Raw genomic sequence first — 15,345 nt, forward strand, 5'->3', positions numbered from 1 at the left:
TCTATTCTTCATTGGTGGACTCCTTTTGGGGAAACGGACGTCGGCGCAGCACTGTCGAGCTCGCGCGACCAGTCGATCGCATTGATGAAGACGCCGAGCGGGTTGTTGCGCAGTTGGTCAGTATTACTTGGCGGGCGGATCACGATGGTGAGGATCGCGGTCCAGCGCGTCGTGCTGGCAAGGCTGCCGCGCTCAAAAACCTGCTCGGCCCACTTGACCTGGAACGAGCTGTCGGAAGCCCTGACCACGCTGGTCACTTGCACCGACACGCTGCGTGTGCCGATCTGGCCGAAAGGATCGTTCGCCTTGGCGTACTCGTTGAGAAAGAGCGCCGCGCGGTCGGTGGCGAAGTCATAGGCCGAAAGCCAGTTCTGCCGCACCAGCACCGGATCGGTGGAAACGGAACGGACATTCTGAATGAAGCGGCCGAGATGCCACGCGATCTGGGCATCGGAGGGCTCGTAGTCCCGGATTGCCGGCGCAACGGCGCGTGCCTCGCCGAAGCCGTCGACCTCGACGACGTAAGGCACGACGCGGCTCTGCATCGACTGCCACACGAGTCCGCCGGAAAGTCCGGCCGCCAAGGTCAGACAGCCAAGAGCCATGAACCGCCAGTTGCGGGCCTGCACTCGAGATGAGCCTATGCGCTCGTCCCAGAGCTGCGCGGCCTTCTGATACGGCGTGACCGGCTCGGGCGTCTTGCCATAACGTTGAATGGGTCGCTTGAATAGCATTTAGTCGTCCTTGTCGTTGAGAGAGGGATTGGCGCTGCCTCCCGGCCTGTCGCCTTCACGGACGGCCTGCATGGCGGTGTGACGGTGGGCACGGGCTGTCTGTTCGGAACGCAGGCGCCTGGCCCAGCCGGGCGCGGCATCAGCGACCGGACCAGTAGGGCTTCCGGTCATGGATGCGGTCGGCGCACCACCGGTCGCGGTCCAGGCAGCTTCGCGCCCGGCATCAACGCTGCGCCCGAAGCCCCCTGCGGCAGATCGTGCCGCCCGCATTGCGGCGCCGCCGGCGGCGCTGGTCACACCATGCATTCCAGCAGCTACACCGGACAGGCCGGACTCGGGCGATGTTGCGCGCCCGATCTGCCAGGCCGTAGAAGCCGCTGACCCCATGGTCGTGCCGGCACGGAGTGCGGTGAGACCGCTGCCGGTTGCCGTGCGCGCGCCGGCAAATGCTGCGCCTGCGGCAACGAGCGATGCACCGGCTGCGGCTGCCGTGGTTCCAAGTGCGGCGCCCGCGCCAAGCTGCGGCGCGCCCGAGACAAGACCGGAGGCTATCCCAGGTCCGAAAATGCCGAGACCAAGGAGCGCCAAGGCGCCCAGGACCTGTGACATGGCGGCGGCCAGATCCGGCTCCTTGCCTTGCAGCGCGGAAGCGAACTCGCCAAAGAGCGTGGAGCCGATGCCGATGATGACGGCCAACACCATCACCTTGATGCCCGACGAGATGACATTGCCGAGCACGCGCTCGGCGAGAAACGCTGACCGGTTCCAAAGCGCGAAGGGCACAAGAATGAATCCGGCCAGAGTGGTGAGTTTGAATTCGAGGATGGTGATGAAGAGTTGGATGGAGAGGATGAAGAAGGCGATGATGACCAGGAACCAGGCCACGAGCAGCACGAAGATGGTGAGCGCGTTGCCGAAGATTTCTGGGAAGCCGAGAAGCTGGCTTGCCTGATCGAGAAGCGGCCAGGCGCCCTCGAAACCGGTTGCGGCAATGCGCCCCGGATGCAGGAGATTGTCGGCGGAGAGATTGCCTGAGGACGCATTGATGCCGAGGCCAGCGAAGGACCGATAGATGATGTCGGCGAGGTTCTTGAAGTTATTCAAGATGAAGGCAAAGACGCCGACATAGAGCACTTTGCGGATGAGCCGGCCGAATATGTTGGGTTCGCCGCCGAATGCCCAGGCGAGGCCGGCAAGTGTGACGTCGATGCCGATCAGGGTCGTGGTAAGGAAGGCGACATCGCCCGAGAGCAGACCGAACCCGCTATCGATGTAGCGGATGAAGGTCTCCATGAAGCGATCAATGACCCCAAGGTCGTTCATGCCGCCTTCCTCGTCGTCAAGAGATTGGTGATCAGTTGCTGGGATAGGCCGTGCCTGTGCCGAGGAAGCGCTTTGTCGTCTCGCGCGCGGCCTCCTCGGACTGCGCCTTGCGCGCCGCATCCTCGGCCTCAGCGCGGAACTGCGTTGCGAGCAGCGTCTGGATCTGCATCTGCTGCTTGGTCGAAAGCGCAAGGAGCTGGTTAGTGGCCTGACTTGCCTGAAGCGCACCGGCCGCGCCTTGGCTGCGGTTGACGAGATCGGCAAGCAGGTCGCCATCACCGCGAACATTCTCGACGATCTGCGACTGAACACCCATGGTCTGACGGAATGCCTGCATTGCGCTTTGCCAGCGGTCACGTGCGGCGCTCGCTACATCGCTGACCTTGATCGTGGCGTCGTAGCTTTCCGGATATTGATTACGCCACTGGTCCTGAAGCTTGTTGAGATCAAAGCTCAGGCCACTTGCCTGGTCCATCAGACTGTCGATCCGTTGGAGCGAGCCGGTAAGCTGACCCACCGAAGAAAAATCCAGACTCTGAAGATTGCGTGCCATGTTCTGCAGCACGGTCGCCTGGTTCTGGAGCGACTGGATCTGGTTGTTGATCTGCTCCAGCGAGCGCGCCGCCGTGAGCACGTTCTGTGCGTAGTTCGACGGATCGAACACGATGAGCGCGTAGGCCGGCTGCACGTAGTCGGCCATCGGCTTGGCGATCAACGAAAGGGTGATCAGGCCCGAGAGAAAGCGGCGCCGCATCATGACGATTGCTCCTTGGTTGGTTGAGGGAATTGCTGGAGAAGCTCGGCCCCCCAATCGAGGCCGCGGGCGCCGAGGAAGCGAAAGACAAAGCTGTCCTGCCCGTGCTCGGACAGGACCCTGTCGATCAGGCTTTGCGCGGCTGGACCCGAGGCGCCGCAAAGTGCAAGCGCGATGGGGCCGAGCCCGAGCTCGAAGAGACGGTTGCCGCAGCGCGACTGCAAATAGTAGTGCCGCTTCGGCGTGGCCCGGGCGATCAGTTCAATCTGCCGGTTGTTGAGACCGAAGCGCTCATAGGCAGTCCGTGCCTGCGGTTCCACGGCACGATCATTGGGGAGAAAAATGCGCTGTGGGCAGCTCTCGATGATCGCCGGCGCTATTGCAGAGCCGGCGATGTCGGCAAGCGACTGCGTGGCGAAGATCACCGATACGTTCTTCTTTCGCAGCACCTTCAGCCATTCGCGGATGCGGGCAGCAAAAAGCGGATTGTCGAGATAGACCCAGGCCTCATCGAGCATGAGCAGCGTCGGTCGCCCGTCGAACCGCTCCTCAAGGCGATGGAAGAGATAGGTGAGCACAGGCAGCACAGCGCTTTGGCTATGCATCAGCTCCTCGGTCTCGAAGCACTGCACATCCGACAAGGCCAGCCGATCGTCATCGGCATCGAGCAATCGGCCGAAGGGACCGTCGAGCGTGTAGGGCATTAAGGCGGACTTCAGTGCATTGGACTGAAGCAGGACCGACAGACCGGTCAGCGTGCGCTCCTGCGCCGGCGCGGTGGCGAGGCTGTTGAGCGCCGACCAGATCGCCTCCTTCACCTCCGGCGTGAGGGTGACGTTCTCATGGGCAATCAGGCCGGCGATCCATTCAGCTGCCCAGCTGCGCCTACCCTGATCACCGATATTGCGCAGTGGCTGGAAGGCAAGCGCACCGTCCGAACCCAAGACATGATGCTCTCCACCCATGGCGAGCGTTGCCGCGCGCGCCGAATTGCCTTTGTCGAAGACATAGACCTGCGCGCCGGCATAGCGACGAAACTGCAGGGCGATCAGGGCAAGCAGCACCGATTTTCCGGCGCCGGTCGGTCCAACGATCAGCATGTGGCCGACATCTTCGACATGAGAAGAAAGCCGGAACGGAGTCGACCCGCTGGTTTCGGCGATGAGGAGCGGCGGGGCCTCTCGTCCAGTGACTTCAGCCAGATGCTCGTTCGCCGCAGGACCGGCCCACACCGAGGAAAGCGGCATGAGATGGGCAAGGTTCAGCGTGTGAACGAGCGGCTGACGAACGTTGGCATAGACATGACCCGGCAGCGAGCCGAGCCAGGCTTCGACCGCATTGACGCTTTCGCGGATGGTGGTGAACCCGAGCCCATTGATGATGCGCTCGACCGCGCGAAGTTTCTCAGCGGCGGCTTGGCGATCCTCGTCCCATACCGTCACCGTTGCAGTGAGATACCCGAAGCCGACATGATCGCCGCCCAACGCCTGAAGTGCTTCATCGGCGTCGAGCGCCTTATTGTCGGCGTCGCTGTCGACGAGCGGAACGGGTTCGTTGCTTACAACCTCGCGCAGGATTGCGACGATCGATTTGCGCTTGGCAAACCACTGCCGGCGCAAGCGGGTCAGCGTCTTGGTGGCCTCGGTCTTGTCGAGCGGAATGAAGCGCGTCATCCAGCGATAGGCGAAATCCTGATGATTGAGGGCATCGAGGATTCCGGGCCGGGTGAGGTTCGGAAAGCCGAGGATGGTAAGTGTGCGAAGATGTTGCTCACCCAGCATCGGCTCCAAGCCGCCGGTAAGCGGCACATCGACCAGGATGCCGTCCAGATACATTGGCGTTTCCGGCACGGCGACCGGATGGCGGCGGGTCGAGATCGTGTCGTGCAGGTATGTCAGCGTCTCGGCGTCATCGAGCGGACGCACTTCGGGCATGAAGCCCGACAGAAGATCCAGCACACGGTCGGTCTCGTCACGGAACCGCGCCATCTCCTGGCGCCAGTCTCTTTCGCCTTCTGAATGATGCGAGTCGACGAGCGCGCTTTCCGCCCGCGCCTGGGCGTCCGGTGGCGGCATGGACAGCAAGGTCAGGTGATAGCGGCTCTCGAAATGCGCGACCTTGCCTTCGAAGGCAGCACGCCGTTCTTCATCAACCAGCCATGACGCCGCGTCCGGGAAACGCGAGGACGGATAGCCCAGCGCTTCGATGCGCTCGGCCTCGAAAAACAATGTCCAGCCGGAGCCAAGGCGTCTAAGCGCATTGTTGGCCCGGGCGCAGATGCCGAGGAGTTCGGCTTCGGTCGAGCTTTCCAGATCGGGCCCGCGAAACCGAAGAGTCCGCTGAACGCTGCCGTCCTTGTTGAGCACGATGCCGGGCGCCACCAGTGCTGCCCAGGGCAGATGGTCGGCAAGCCGGTCGGCCCTGCCGCGATATTCCGAAAGGTTCAGCATGCGAGCCATCCCCTCAGGCGAAGGTGACGGACAAGCACGCTGGCAAAGTCGGGATCGCGCCTTGCGGCAAAGACCGCGAGCGTGTGGCCGCCAAGCCAGAGCACTAGCCCGGCAATCCATTGCTGCAAGCCTAGTCCGATGGCCGCAGCCACCGTGCCGTTGAGGATCGCCACCGCCCGCGGCGCGCCGCCCAGCAGGATCGGTTCAGTCAATGCCCGGTGAACGGGAACCTCGAAGCCCTCGATATGTTGCACTCCGGCGGTCATCAGACGAGCGCCCCGCCGCCGAAGGAGAAGAACGAGAGGAAGAAGCTCGATGCGGCGAAGGCGATCGACAGGCCGAAGACGATCTGAATCAGCCGGCGGAAACCGCCTGCAGTATCGCCGAAGGCAAGGGTCAGGCCGGTGGTGATGATGATGATCACCGCGACGATTTTGGCGACCGGTCCCTGCACCGATTCCAGGATCTGCTGCAGCGGCTGTTCCCAAGGCATGCCGGAGCCGGCAGCGTGCGCCGGAACTGTGAGAAGAAACGCGAGCGCGGCAAACGAAAGAAAGCGGAGCTTCTTGCGCATAAGGGGGCCTTTCAGAGTTGCTGGAGTTGCGGAGGCGTGAGTGGGGAGACGGCGTAGTCGCCGCTGCCGTCGAGACCTGTGACCTCAGCGATTGCATCGATGCGGCGCGACGAGCCGCGCCCCGCGATGAAGACGATGAGATCGATGGCATCGGCGATGAGGCGGCGCGGCACGGTGACGACAGCTTCCTGTGCAAGCTGCTCGATGCGATAGAGGGCAGAGCGCGCCGAATTGGCATGAACCGTGGCGATGCCGCCGGGGTGCCCGGTGTTCCATGCCTTGAGCATGTCCAGCGCTTCCGCGCCCCTGACTTCACCGACGATGATGCGGTCGGGGCGGAGCCGGAGCGTCGAGCGCACGAGATCGGCGAGTGTGACCGAGCCCCGCCTGGTTCTCAGGGCAACGCAGTCCTTTGCTGCGCATTGCAGTTCGCGGGTGTCCTCGATGAGGATCACTCGCTCGTCGCATTCGGCGACTTCGGCCAGCAGCGCATTGGCAAGCGTCGTCTTACCCGACGACGTGCCTCCGGCGACAAGGATGTTGCGCCGTTCTCGGACTGCCTTTATCAACGCATCGGCCTGCAGCGGCAACATGATGCGATCGGCAACATAGTTGGCCAGCGTGTAGAGCTTTGCGGCTGGTTTGCGGATGGCAAAGCAAGGCGCCAGCACGACAGGCGGCAGCAGTCCCTCGAAGCGTTCGCCCGACGGCAATTCGGCGCTGACAATCGGATTGTCCGCATGCGCCTCGGCACGCACGTGGGAAGCGACCAGGCGGATGATGCGTTCCGCCTCGGAAGGATGCATATGCACGGCCGTATCGATTCGGCCTTCTCCCAGCCGGTCGAGCCGCAGCGCGCCATCGGGATTGACCATCACCTCGATGACCAATGGATCGGCCAGCGCCTCAGTGATCGTCGGACCCATGGCGGTGCGCAGCATGGCGCGGCGTCGGTGGTCGGCCTCTGGATGAGCGCTCATCCTTCCCCTCCTCCGCCATTGTCTTTGCCAAGCGAGCGTTTCCCCGATGCGATCTGGCGACCGACCTGCTCGACGAATTTGTCGAAACGCTCCTGAGCAATCGCCTGTGTCGCCTTGTCCGGAACAGGCGTGTGGGCATGAAGCGTGATCGAAAAGCGGATGAAGAGCGCCAAGCTTTCCAATGTCATGTCGACATCGCGCCTGACGTGACTGAGGTCGCGGGAAAGACGGTCCAGCCTCATGCCATAGCGCCGATCGAGTTCATTCTCGCCACGCCGCTCGATGAAAGCTTCTACGGCCTTCGCGACGACCGCGGATTTTGTGGTCGAGGGATCGCGGCTGAGGTTGTCCAGCTTCTCGCTCAATTCCGGTTCGAGCAGAAACTGGTGACGAATGCGGTGGGGCTTCATGCGCTTGTTCCAACTGGCCGGCGCTGGCGGGCCGGCGGCGGAACAAGCATTATCGAGATGCCCAAAATTGCTTACGGCCGTTATCTACGCTGAGATACGCCCGAGCTGCGGAAAGCGTTCAGAAGCCGGGGACGATATCCTTATCATCGCCCCTTCCCTCGTTGATGCCATAGGCACCTGCGACGGTGGAGATCCGGTCCATGACGCGCTTGTCCGCCATCGCCTCGCTATCATCGTCTGCGGGTCTGGACAGATCGTCCTGGTCCGGTTCCTGGGTGACGGCGGTATGTTCTTCGGGTAGGCCAGGATGGCGCTGCTGCTGAACACCTCCCTCGTCCGCAAGCGCGGCGCCAGCGCTTTCATCGTCGGACGCAAGACGACGGTCGACGCCGCGTACTTGCCCAGTCCAATCGTCCGGCCGCGACATCGGGCAGTCCGCGTAGGGTCCGTCGCGCAACACCGGCGAAGGCAGCACCCGCTCGGTGAAATTGTGATCCTCATAGTATCGCAGCTTTTTGGCCCGGATGGGGGGCAATCCCGAAACCAGCACCAGTTCGTCCGCGGGCGGCAATTGCATCACCTCGCCCGGTGTCAGCAGCGGGCGGGCGGTTTCCTGGCGGCTCACCATGACATGCGAGAGCCAAGGTGCCAGCCGGTGGCCCGCATAGTTGCGCATGGATCTGAGTTCCGTGGCCGTGCCAAGCGCGTCCGAGATTCGCTTGGCCGTGCGCTCATCATTGGAGGAAAAGGCAATTCGCAAATGGCAGTTGTCCAGAATGGCGTTGTTGTCGCCATACGCTTTGGAGATCTGGTTCAACGATTGCGCGATCAAGTAGGCACGAATTCCGTAACCGGCCATAAACGCGAGCGCGGTCTCAAAGAAGTCGAGGCGACCGAGCGCCGGAAACTCATCCAGCATCATGAGCAGTTGATGCTTGCGGCTCTTCTTTGGGTCACCCTCGAGGCGCTCCGTCAGCCGCCTGCCGATCTGGTTCAGGATCAGTCGCACCAAGGGCTTGGTGCGCGAGATGTCCGATGGCGGCACGACCAGATAGAGCGACATCGGCCACTCCGCATCCATCAGATCGGCAATGCGCCAGTCGCAGTCCGATGTTACCGCCGCCACGGTCGGATCACGGTAGAGGCCGAGAAAAGACATGGCGGTCGAGAGGACGCCTGAACGTTCGTTCTCCGATTTGTTCAACACCTCTCGTGCCGCCGAGGCCACGACGGGATGGACCTGAGGCTTATTGGCCGCGCCGAGATGGTTGGTCGTCATCATTCGCCGCAAAGTCGCGGCAAACGAGCGTTGCGGGTCCGACAGAAAGGTGGCGACGCGGGCAAGAGTCTTTTCCTCTTCGGCGTAGAGCACGTGCAAGATAGCGCCGACCAGGAGTGAATGACTGGTCTTCTCCCAATGATTCCGCCGCTCCAGCGCGCCTTCCGGATCGACTAGAATGTCGGCGATGTTTTGGACATCGCGAATCTCGTCCGAACCTTTGCGTACCTCCAGCAGCGGGTTGTAGCGGGCCGATCGCGGATCAGTCGGATTGAACAAAAGGCAATGCGAGAACCTCGACCGCCAGCCGGAGCTCAGCTGCCAGTTCTCGCCTTTGATGTCGTGAATGACGGCCGAGCCGGACCAGGAGAGAAGGGTTGGGACAACCAGTCCGACGCCCTTGCCGGAACGTGTCGGCGCAAAGGCCATGACGTGCTCAGGCCCGTCATGACGCAGATACCGGTCCTTCAGTTTGCCGAGGAAGACGCCTGCCGGCTGAAACAGCCCTGCTTTCTCGATCTCCCGCGTCGCCGCCCATCGAGAGGAGCCATAGGTGGTGACCAAGCCGCGCTGGCGCGCGCGCCAGAGGGAACCAGCGATCGCAGCGGCACAGCCCATGAATCCACTGGTGCCCGCAAGCATGCCCGCCTTGTCGAATACCTCGGGCGCATAGGCATCGAATTGGAACCACCATTCCAACAGTTTCCACGGCTCGTAGATCGGCCAGCCAGCCGCGACAAACCATGGCGCGCCGAGTTGTTCCTGAAAGGCTAGCATATGAGCGCACCATTGCGTGGCAGCCCACACGCCGAGGAGAACGATGGCGAACACAATGGCGATCTGCCCAATCAGAAGCTTCGTGGGCGTCACTGGCTTGCTCCGCTGTTCTGGAGAGATGGATCGAGCATCGCCCGGGACGGCCGGAACAGGAATGCGCCCTATGTACGACTTGGTGCGATGAGAGGCTGTTTGGCGCGCCGTTGCTCTCCTTCGAGGTGTATCAATATTCGCGCATTCCCGAGGACTGCTATGTCGGAGGGGACTCATATCGTTCGTGCCTATCGTGAGCACGTGGTCGGGGAGCTGGCGGTGGCATGCGGGCAAGCCGCTGAGGAAATTCGTAACATCGAGTCCGGTCTGAGGTACAACAAGCCTATCGAGATCGGATCGCGAGGTAGCCCTGCCCGCCATGGGAATTCCTCAGGCGAGTACCGACATATTGGGCGCTGCCTTATAAGTGGAAGGCGCCTTCCCGTTGCCTCTATCGCAGATAAGTTACCTTCCGGCCTTCGCGCTGGGTTTCCCAGCTGGACTGCGTTTCAGTCTCAATTCGCTGTGCTTCTCGTGAGCCAGACACCATTTCTCGGACTGTGAATTGACGACATTCATTGTTCGACAAGCCCTCGCCGGCGATCTGTTGGGCAGAGGCGGCTATCACCCCGGCCGTGGCACATCCGCGCGCTGCAGAACCTCGATGAGCCGCCTGCTCAAACGCCCAGGCGGGTGCAAAGATCCACAGACGCGTTCCGCCCTAGTTGCGAAGCATATGACCGGCATTTCGCAACGCGCCTAGGAAGAGGCCGGCATGGTGAGTGACATCGATTTTGGCCTGCATTGATACCGGCATGTTGGTCCAATTCTCCAACGGTGCAATGAAGCGGGAGAAGGTACCGTCGACGACGCAGTAGCGGCTAATAAGGCCTTGTCTGTCCAACGTCACCACACCAATCTGCCCACCTCGATATCGGATGGCTGCGAGCCGTTGGACCTCGGCGTCATCATCGATCCGCACATCGAAAAGCAGGTTTCCGCGGCTCCTCGCGGCTATCTCCGCCGCTTTGTCATTGAAGCTCAAGCAGAGTGAGCGGACGCTTTCCACTGCCATCTGGAAAACCAACAAATCCAGTTCATTCACGGCCATGTGGGCAGTTGAGCCAATAAATGGATGATTGCAATGTCGCACACGGCTTGTTCACAGGTGTCGGCGACTGATCGTTCGTGGCTTTCTGTCCGCTGCCGGCGATGGAATATTTGAAGGACGGCGGGTCCCGTATTTCCTGTCGCGTTGGCAACCGCGGCGGCCACCTGCCGGGCGGCAGCGGCAGAGATAATGTCATAGACAGGTGGAAGCGTGGGCTTTCTGCCCTTCAATAGTTCCCTGACCCTACAGATTTGCACGCGCGGCCGCAGCTTGCCGCCCGCCTCAACGGATTCGGCTTCTCTGGCAGCACGTTCCATTGCTGCGGTCGCCTTGTTGAGCGTCACCAGAACGCCAAGCTTCGTGGCTGGCAAGATCGCCAACTCGCTCAAGCTCACGACCTCTATTCGATGGACGGGCACGGCCGTGCATCGCCGCGGCAGGGGACAACATCGTCGTGACCGACCCTCAAGCCCTATATCGTGTCGGCGGGATCGTTCACCAGGAACGGCGAGATCGCCGTGGAGGGCAAGCCCTTCCACATCGTGGCCGTCGGCGGGAGCGGCAAGATCCACGATCAAGCAGCTGAGAAAGATCACGCATATAGCCACGATCCCGCGGTCCAGCCGATCTACATTTGAGGACGACCAGATCAAGCAGCGCGCCCTGTCGAATTTGGGTCCGGGATTGGCAGTTGGTCTATCCCTTCCTGACCATGGAACGCTCGATCCAGTCATGGCTTATAAGGCGGAGAGCGGCGACCAGAGCGCAGATGAGTACGCGCTACGAGATCGGCTATCGCACCAATTCGAGCGGATCACGATCGATGGCGACACCGTGGCTTTCTTCGAGGGCGGGAAGCCGCTTGAGGCCTGCTACGCCGGCGACGGCTGTGAAATCCTGACCTCGAAGAAAGGAAACCGCATGGGCGTCAAATTTCGCTTCGGCGTCGCCTTGGCCTCCTCACACTTGTTTGGCTGACTCAGCGGGCAACCCGGTCGAGAAAAGCGTCGAATGCGGCAGCGACAACGCGCATCGCAAAACGATGCTGCCGCCGTACGCGGACAAAACCCTTTTCGATGTCCACAATCCCGTCCTTGGCAAGCATCGCCAAGCGTTCAGCTGAATCGAGAAAATGGATTGGATCAGATCCGTGGGCGGCACAGATTGCCGGCACATCGGCCTCGAGATCGCACATTAGTCGCTCGATGATTGCGGCTCGCGCGCGGTCTTCGTCGGTGAGACGGTAGCCCTTTGACGTCGCCAGACGGCCAGCTGCGATGTGCCGGCAGTAGGAATCCCGTGTAACCTCGTTCTGGACGTAGCCCTCGCCGACACGCCCGATAGCCGACGCGCCGAAACCGATCAGGGTTTTGCAGGTGTCGGCCGAGTAGCCCAGCGAGTTGCGCCGCAGGCGACCGGTTTTCTGTGCCAGCGCGAGATCGTCGTCCGGCAAGGCGAAATGGTCGAGCCCGATCTCTCGGTAGCCGGCGGCAATCAGCGTCACGGCAATGGCCGCATCCTGTTCGGCGCGGGCAGCGCTGCCCGGAAGCGATGCCTCCTCGATGAGGCGCTGATTCTTAATAAAGGACGGAATGTGCGAGTAGCCGAACACCGCAAGCCGGTTGGGGCGCATGGCGACCGCCGCCCTCGTGGTCTCGACGCAAGACTGCACCGTTTGATGCGGGAGACCAAAGATGAGGTCGAAGTTGATGCTTGTCACTCCATGCCGACGCAGCATTTCGACGGCAGCCGCCGTCTGCGCCTCACTCTGGACCCGGTTGATCGCTTTTTGAACAATGGGATCGAAGCTCTGCACGCCGAGGCTCGCGCGGTTCACGCCGGCTGCTTGCAAGGCTTCGGCCATATCGGCCGTGAACGTGCGTGGATCGATCTCGACGGCGATCGTAGCTGTTTCCGCAAGCGCAAAGTGGCGGCGCAGGAATTCCGTCAGGGCGAGGAACTCAACTGGCCCCATGAGAGTTGGCGTTCCGCCGCCGAAATGCACATCGCTCACGGGCAGCGCCTGCGGCGCGTGCTCCGAGACCAAACGTATCTCGTCACGCAGCGCCGCCAGATAATTAACGATCGGCGCATCATGGCGGGTGATGGTGGTGGGGAAGCCGCAATACCAGCACTTTGATCGGCAGAACGGAACGTGCAAGTAGAGTGACGCCGGATCGTTAGCCGGTAGGTTCCTGAGCCATTCCTCATAAGCGTCGGCGCCGACCGCCCCAGAGAACTCCGCGACAGTCGGATAGATGGTGTACCAAGGCAGGCGGGCTTCGCGATGTTTTGTGGTCTGCAACAGTTACCGTCCCATGTTGTTGCCTTCCATCCTTACCACTGCGCTCTCCTGTGTCTTTGCGCTATATCAGTCCGGTCCGCTTTGGGCCTGATTATTTCGCAGCGATAGCCCCATTCAGCCTTGGCTGGACAGCGATGGTATGAGCACGCGCTGGTCAGCGACAAGCGCCATGGGTTTCCCGTCGAGACTTTCCCGCACACCGTTTGGTGCTACTATCCTATCCTATCCCCTCCCTTCAGCGTCCGATGGAACGCAGCATGCCCCGTCCGACCAGTCGATTCGGCGTTGGGACCAGACTTTTGCTCGCCGGCTGGTGCGTAAGACGGCGTCACGTAGCGATACCTGGCATCTCGATGAGTTCGTCGTATTAATTGCCGGCACGAGGCTTTGGCCGTGGCGCACCGTCTGTCAGAGCGGGAATTGTGCTCGAGGAGACCGTCCAGCTCCGCCCCTGCCAAGGCTGCAAGCCTGATGAACCAATTTAGAAAGTAGCGCTACGCCAGGCGCATGATCACCGACAAATCGCGCTCCTGTGGCCCGGCAAAGCGCCGGGGTGAAGCGCAACTCAAGCATCGCTCGCAACTGACAATCGAGCGAATTCGCATGTGCTTCCGTAAAAACAAAAATGGCCCATGCACGGCTTCCGATTCAGAGAGGGCCTTACAACGGCTCGTCTCGACCTTCCCGCCTTTCGGAACCACTTTGTCCGGACTAGCTGGAAAGCTGGTGCACCTCGCCACCGCCGAGGTGTGGCCCTTCGCCCTAACGAGGACGCTTACGCCTAGGCATGTCGGCATCAGTGGGGCATCTCGGCTGACGTACCGAGCGGTGCACTCGCATGATGTCAACAATGTCGAGGCTCAAAACAAACAAAAGCTATCGCCATTGAACGATACTGTCACGAAGCGAACAGACGAACCATGTCCGAAACATTTGCTTTTCGTGCTCAGCTTGACCCTCAGAGCAAAAAAGGAAACGCAAACCAAGGTCCGACGGCAAACTTGAGTGTCAATCGTAGCTTGGTCGTGAGGTTGGCACGTCATTTGCGGGGTGATTTTCGAAGCCGTTGTGACGGTACGCCCGCAGCTATCGGAGATCATCATGGCGATCGACTCGGAAGTGTTTGATTCCTCCCCGGGCATTTCAAGCAAGTAATATTAGAACAACCAACTTATTGTGTTGAAGTATGATTCAGCTTCATCGCCCCTGTTGTTGGATAATTATTATGATCCGTGTGTCACACTGCGATAGGCGCAGCGCGATGTGCATCGTTTTCGATTGTGGGGACAGGAAGGGCTGGCTCGTTCGTTGACGTCCCCTTCTTCAATATTTGAACGGAGATCAAGAATGAACATCAGGAGCCTCCTGCTCGGCTCAGCTGCGGCCCTGATCGCCGTTTCCTGTGCCCGAGCCGCCGACGCCATCGTCCTGGCCGAGCCTGAGCCCGTTGAATACGTCAAGATCTGCGACGTTTACGGCGCTGGTTACTACTACATCCCCGGCACCGAGACCTGCCTGCGCATCGGCGGCTATGTCCGTTACGACATCGGCCTCGGCGATGTCGTATCGTATGACAAAGCTAGAACCACGGATGTGAAGACTGGCGAGGCCCAGGGCATATGGCAAAACCACACGCGCTTCACATTCAAAACTTGGACCGGGCAAGAGTCCGAACTCGGTACATTGCAGACCTACATCGAGACCCGCATGAACTACGGCAAGCACACCGCCTATTCCGGTTCGGACAGTCCTCGATACTATGCCTTCAGCCAAGGCATCACGTTGACTTTCGCCTGGGTTCAGCTTGGTGGCCTCCGAGTTGGCAAGGACTGGTCCGCCTTCGACATGTTTATTGGCTACGCGGGCGACGTGCTCAATCAGATGCTTATCCCGTACGGCGCCTTCGATACTAATGTGGTTCAGTACTACTTTGACGCCGGTAACGGCTTTACGGCTGTGGTTTCACTCGAAGAAGGCTCGGGCCTGGTCGGCACCATCGACAGCTACGTTCCGCACCTAGTCGGCGGAGTGAAATACACACAACACTGGGGCGCGATCACCGGCGTTGTCGCTTATGATAGCAACTACGAATCGGTCGCCGGCAAGGTCCGCATCGACGTCGATGTTACCGACCAACTCTCGCTATTCGGAATGTTCGGCTATGGCTCCAGCGGCAAGCTCAACGATGACGTCACTAACGCAATCGACGCTCATGGTCGCGGTTTCTACAAAAGTTGGGGCGGTAACTGGGGTTTCTGGGCCGGCGCCACTTACAAGCTCAATGAGACAACTTCGTTGAATCTTCAGCTCTCGGGTGATCAGCTCAGGAACTATGGTGTCGCTGCAAACGTTGCCTATGCGTTTCTTGCAGATTTCACAATTACAGCCGAACTCGACTATGACCGCTACGGCGACTTCGCCGTCGGCAAGGTCGACCCTTCCATTAGCTGGGCTAATGCCAACAAAAAGAGCAGTGTCGGCGGCATCCTCCGTTTCGAACGTTCATTCTAACGGGAGGAAGAGCTTCATCTCGGTGGCCTCAGGCGGCGAATGACGATTATGCGGGGGACCTGCCACGCCTGCGGCAGATAAGCCCTGACACGTTTGCAATCGGA

Annotated in this window: 14 protein-coding genes; 2 read left to right on the forward strand and 12 right to left on the reverse strand. The window is 60.8% G+C overall.

From position 1 onward, the window contains the following. Positions 1 to 8 precede the first annotated feature (8 nt). The 11 genes from trbF to A3A9_RS45020 all read right to left on the reverse strand — a co-directional run bounded on the left by trbF (position 9) and on the right by A3A9_RS45020 (position 10,814). Positions 9 to 734 carry a conjugal transfer protein TrbF gene (trbF, locus tag A3A9_RS0136930; RefSeq protein ID WP_010914023.1) on the reverse strand — a complete coding sequence of 242 codons (726 nt, stop codon included), beginning with the start codon at positions 732 to 734 and terminating at the stop codon, positions 9 to 11. Then, on the reverse strand, positions 735 to 2,057 hold the full coding sequence (trbL, locus tag A3A9_RS0136935) for a P-type conjugative transfer protein TrbL (protein ID WP_027033454.1): 1,323 nt from the start codon (positions 2,055 to 2,057) through the stop codon (positions 735 to 737). It abuts the gene before it with no gap. A gap of 31 nt (positions 2,058 to 2,088) precedes the next feature. Continuing rightward, positions 2,089 to 2,814 (reverse strand): P-type conjugative transfer protein TrbJ, encoded by a 726-nt coding sequence (gene trbJ / locus A3A9_RS0136940; protein WP_027033453.1) that lies wholly within the window; start codon positions 2,812 to 2,814, stop codon positions 2,089 to 2,091. Continuing rightward, positions 2,811 to 5,261 carry a conjugal transfer protein TrbE gene (trbE, locus tag A3A9_RS0136945; protein ID WP_027033452.1) on the reverse strand — a complete coding sequence of 817 codons (2,451 nt, stop codon included), beginning with the start codon at positions 5,259 to 5,261 and terminating at the stop codon, positions 2,811 to 2,813. The genes trbJ and trbE overlap by 4 nt, the downstream gene beginning before the upstream one ends. Beyond that, positions 5,255 to 5,527, reverse strand: coding sequence for a VirB3 family type IV secretion system protein (locus A3A9_RS0136950; RefSeq protein ID WP_027033451.1), 273 nt, complete (start codon positions 5,525 to 5,527; stop codon positions 5,255 to 5,257). Before A3A9_RS0136950 ends, trbE begins: the two co-directional genes overlap by 7 nt. Then, on the reverse strand, positions 5,527 to 5,835 hold the full coding sequence (locus tag A3A9_RS0136955; RefSeq protein ID WP_010914020.1) for a TrbC/VirB2 family protein: 309 nt from the start codon (positions 5,833 to 5,835) through the stop codon (positions 5,527 to 5,529). Before A3A9_RS0136955 ends, A3A9_RS0136950 begins: the two co-directional genes overlap by 1 nt. Before the next feature lie 11 nt (positions 5,836 to 5,846). Next, positions 5,847 to 6,815, reverse strand: a complete 969-nt coding sequence (gene trbB / locus A3A9_RS0136960) for a P-type conjugative transfer ATPase TrbB (protein ID WP_010914019.1) — start codon at positions 6,813 to 6,815, stop codon at positions 5,847 to 5,849. Next, positions 6,812 to 7,225, reverse strand: coding sequence for a CopG family transcriptional regulator (locus A3A9_RS0136965; RefSeq protein WP_027033450.1), 414 nt, complete (start codon positions 7,223 to 7,225; stop codon positions 6,812 to 6,814). Before A3A9_RS0136965 ends, trbB begins: the two co-directional genes overlap by 4 nt. Positions 7,226 to 7,343: 118 nt before the next feature. Further along, positions 7,344 to 9,374: a conjugal transfer protein TraG gene (locus tag A3A9_RS0136970; protein ID WP_006329207.1), complete on the reverse strand. Its 2,031-nt coding sequence runs from the start codon at positions 9,372 to 9,374 to the stop codon at positions 7,344 to 7,346. A 661-nt stretch (positions 9,375 to 10,035) separates the two neighbouring features. Continuing rightward, positions 10,036 to 10,425, reverse strand: a complete 390-nt coding sequence (locus A3A9_RS0136975) for a hypothetical protein (protein WP_027033449.1) — start codon at positions 10,423 to 10,425, stop codon at positions 10,036 to 10,038. Continuing rightward, a complete protein-coding gene (locus A3A9_RS45020; RefSeq protein ID WP_006329204.1) occupies positions 10,416 to 10,814 on the reverse strand; it encodes a hypothetical protein in 399 nt (132 codons plus the stop codon). Before A3A9_RS45020 ends, A3A9_RS0136975 begins: the two co-directional genes overlap by 10 nt. 34 nt (positions 10,815 to 10,848) lie before the next feature. On the opposite strand from A3A9_RS45020, the gene A3A9_RS43660 reads away from it, so the two are divergent. Continuing rightward, positions 10,849 to 11,403 (forward strand): ZinT/AdcA family metal-binding protein, encoded by a 555-nt coding sequence (locus A3A9_RS43660; protein ID WP_224713089.1) that lies wholly within the window; start codon positions 10,849 to 10,851, stop codon positions 11,401 to 11,403. Position 11,404: 1 nt separating this feature from the next. Here A3A9_RS43660 and hemN read toward each other — a convergent pair whose 3' ends face one another. Then, on the reverse strand, positions 11,405 to 12,730 hold the full coding sequence (hemN, locus tag A3A9_RS0136995; protein WP_010914012.1) for an oxygen-independent coproporphyrinogen III oxidase: 1,326 nt from the start codon (positions 12,728 to 12,730) through the stop codon (positions 11,405 to 11,407). 1,347 nt (positions 12,731 to 14,077) lie between these two features. On the opposite strand from hemN, the gene A3A9_RS0137005 reads away from it, so the two are divergent. Further along, positions 14,078 to 15,241: a porin gene (locus A3A9_RS0137005; protein ID WP_027033446.1), complete on the forward strand. Its 1,164-nt coding sequence runs from the start codon at positions 14,078 to 14,080 to the stop codon at positions 15,239 to 15,241. Positions 15,242 to 15,345 lie beyond the last annotated feature (104 nt).

Origin of the sequence: Mesorhizobium loti CJ3sym, from assembly GCF_000472785.1 — a bacterium.
GTDB classification, from domain to species: domain Bacteria; phylum Pseudomonadota; class Alphaproteobacteria; order Rhizobiales; family Rhizobiaceae; genus Mesorhizobium; species Mesorhizobium loti_E.

Bases quoted from the DNA above. Each gene is read 5' to 3' on its own strand.
- A3A9_RS0137005 (WP_027033446.1), top strand. From the start codon at position 14,078: ATGAACATCAGGAGCCTCCTGCTCGGCTCAGCTGCGGCCCTGATCGCC.
- trbL (WP_027033454.1), bottom strand. From the start codon at position 2,057: ATGAACGACCTTGGGGTCATTGATCGCTTCATGGAGACCTTCATCCGC.
- trbE (WP_027033452.1), bottom strand. From the start codon at position 5,261: ATGCTGAACCTTTCGGAATATCGCGGCAGGGCCGACCGGCTTGCCGAC.
- trbJ (WP_027033453.1), bottom strand. From the start codon at position 2,814: ATGATGCGGCGCCGCTTTCTCTCGGGCCTGATCACCCTTTCGTTGATC.
- A3A9_RS0136965 (WP_027033450.1), bottom strand. From the start codon at position 7,225: ATGAAGCCCCACCGCATTCGTCACCAGTTTCTGCTCGAACCGGAATTG.
- A3A9_RS0136950 (WP_027033451.1), bottom strand. From the start codon at position 5,527: ATGACCGCCGGAGTGCAACATATCGAGGGCTTCGAGGTTCCCGTTCAC.
- A3A9_RS0136955 (WP_010914020.1), bottom strand. From the start codon at position 5,835: ATGCGCAAGAAGCTCCGCTTTCTTTCGTTTGCCGCGCTCGCGTTTCTT.
- A3A9_RS0136975 (WP_027033449.1), bottom strand. From the start codon at position 10,425: ATGGCCGTGAATGAACTGGATTTGTTGGTTTTCCAGATGGCAGTGGAA.
- trbB (WP_010914019.1), bottom strand. From the start codon at position 6,815: ATGAGCGCTCATCCAGAGGCCGACCACCGACGCCGCGCCATGCTGCGC.
- trbF (WP_010914023.1), bottom strand. From the start codon at position 734: ATGCTATTCAAGCGACCCATTCAACGTTATGGCAAGACGCCCGAGCCG.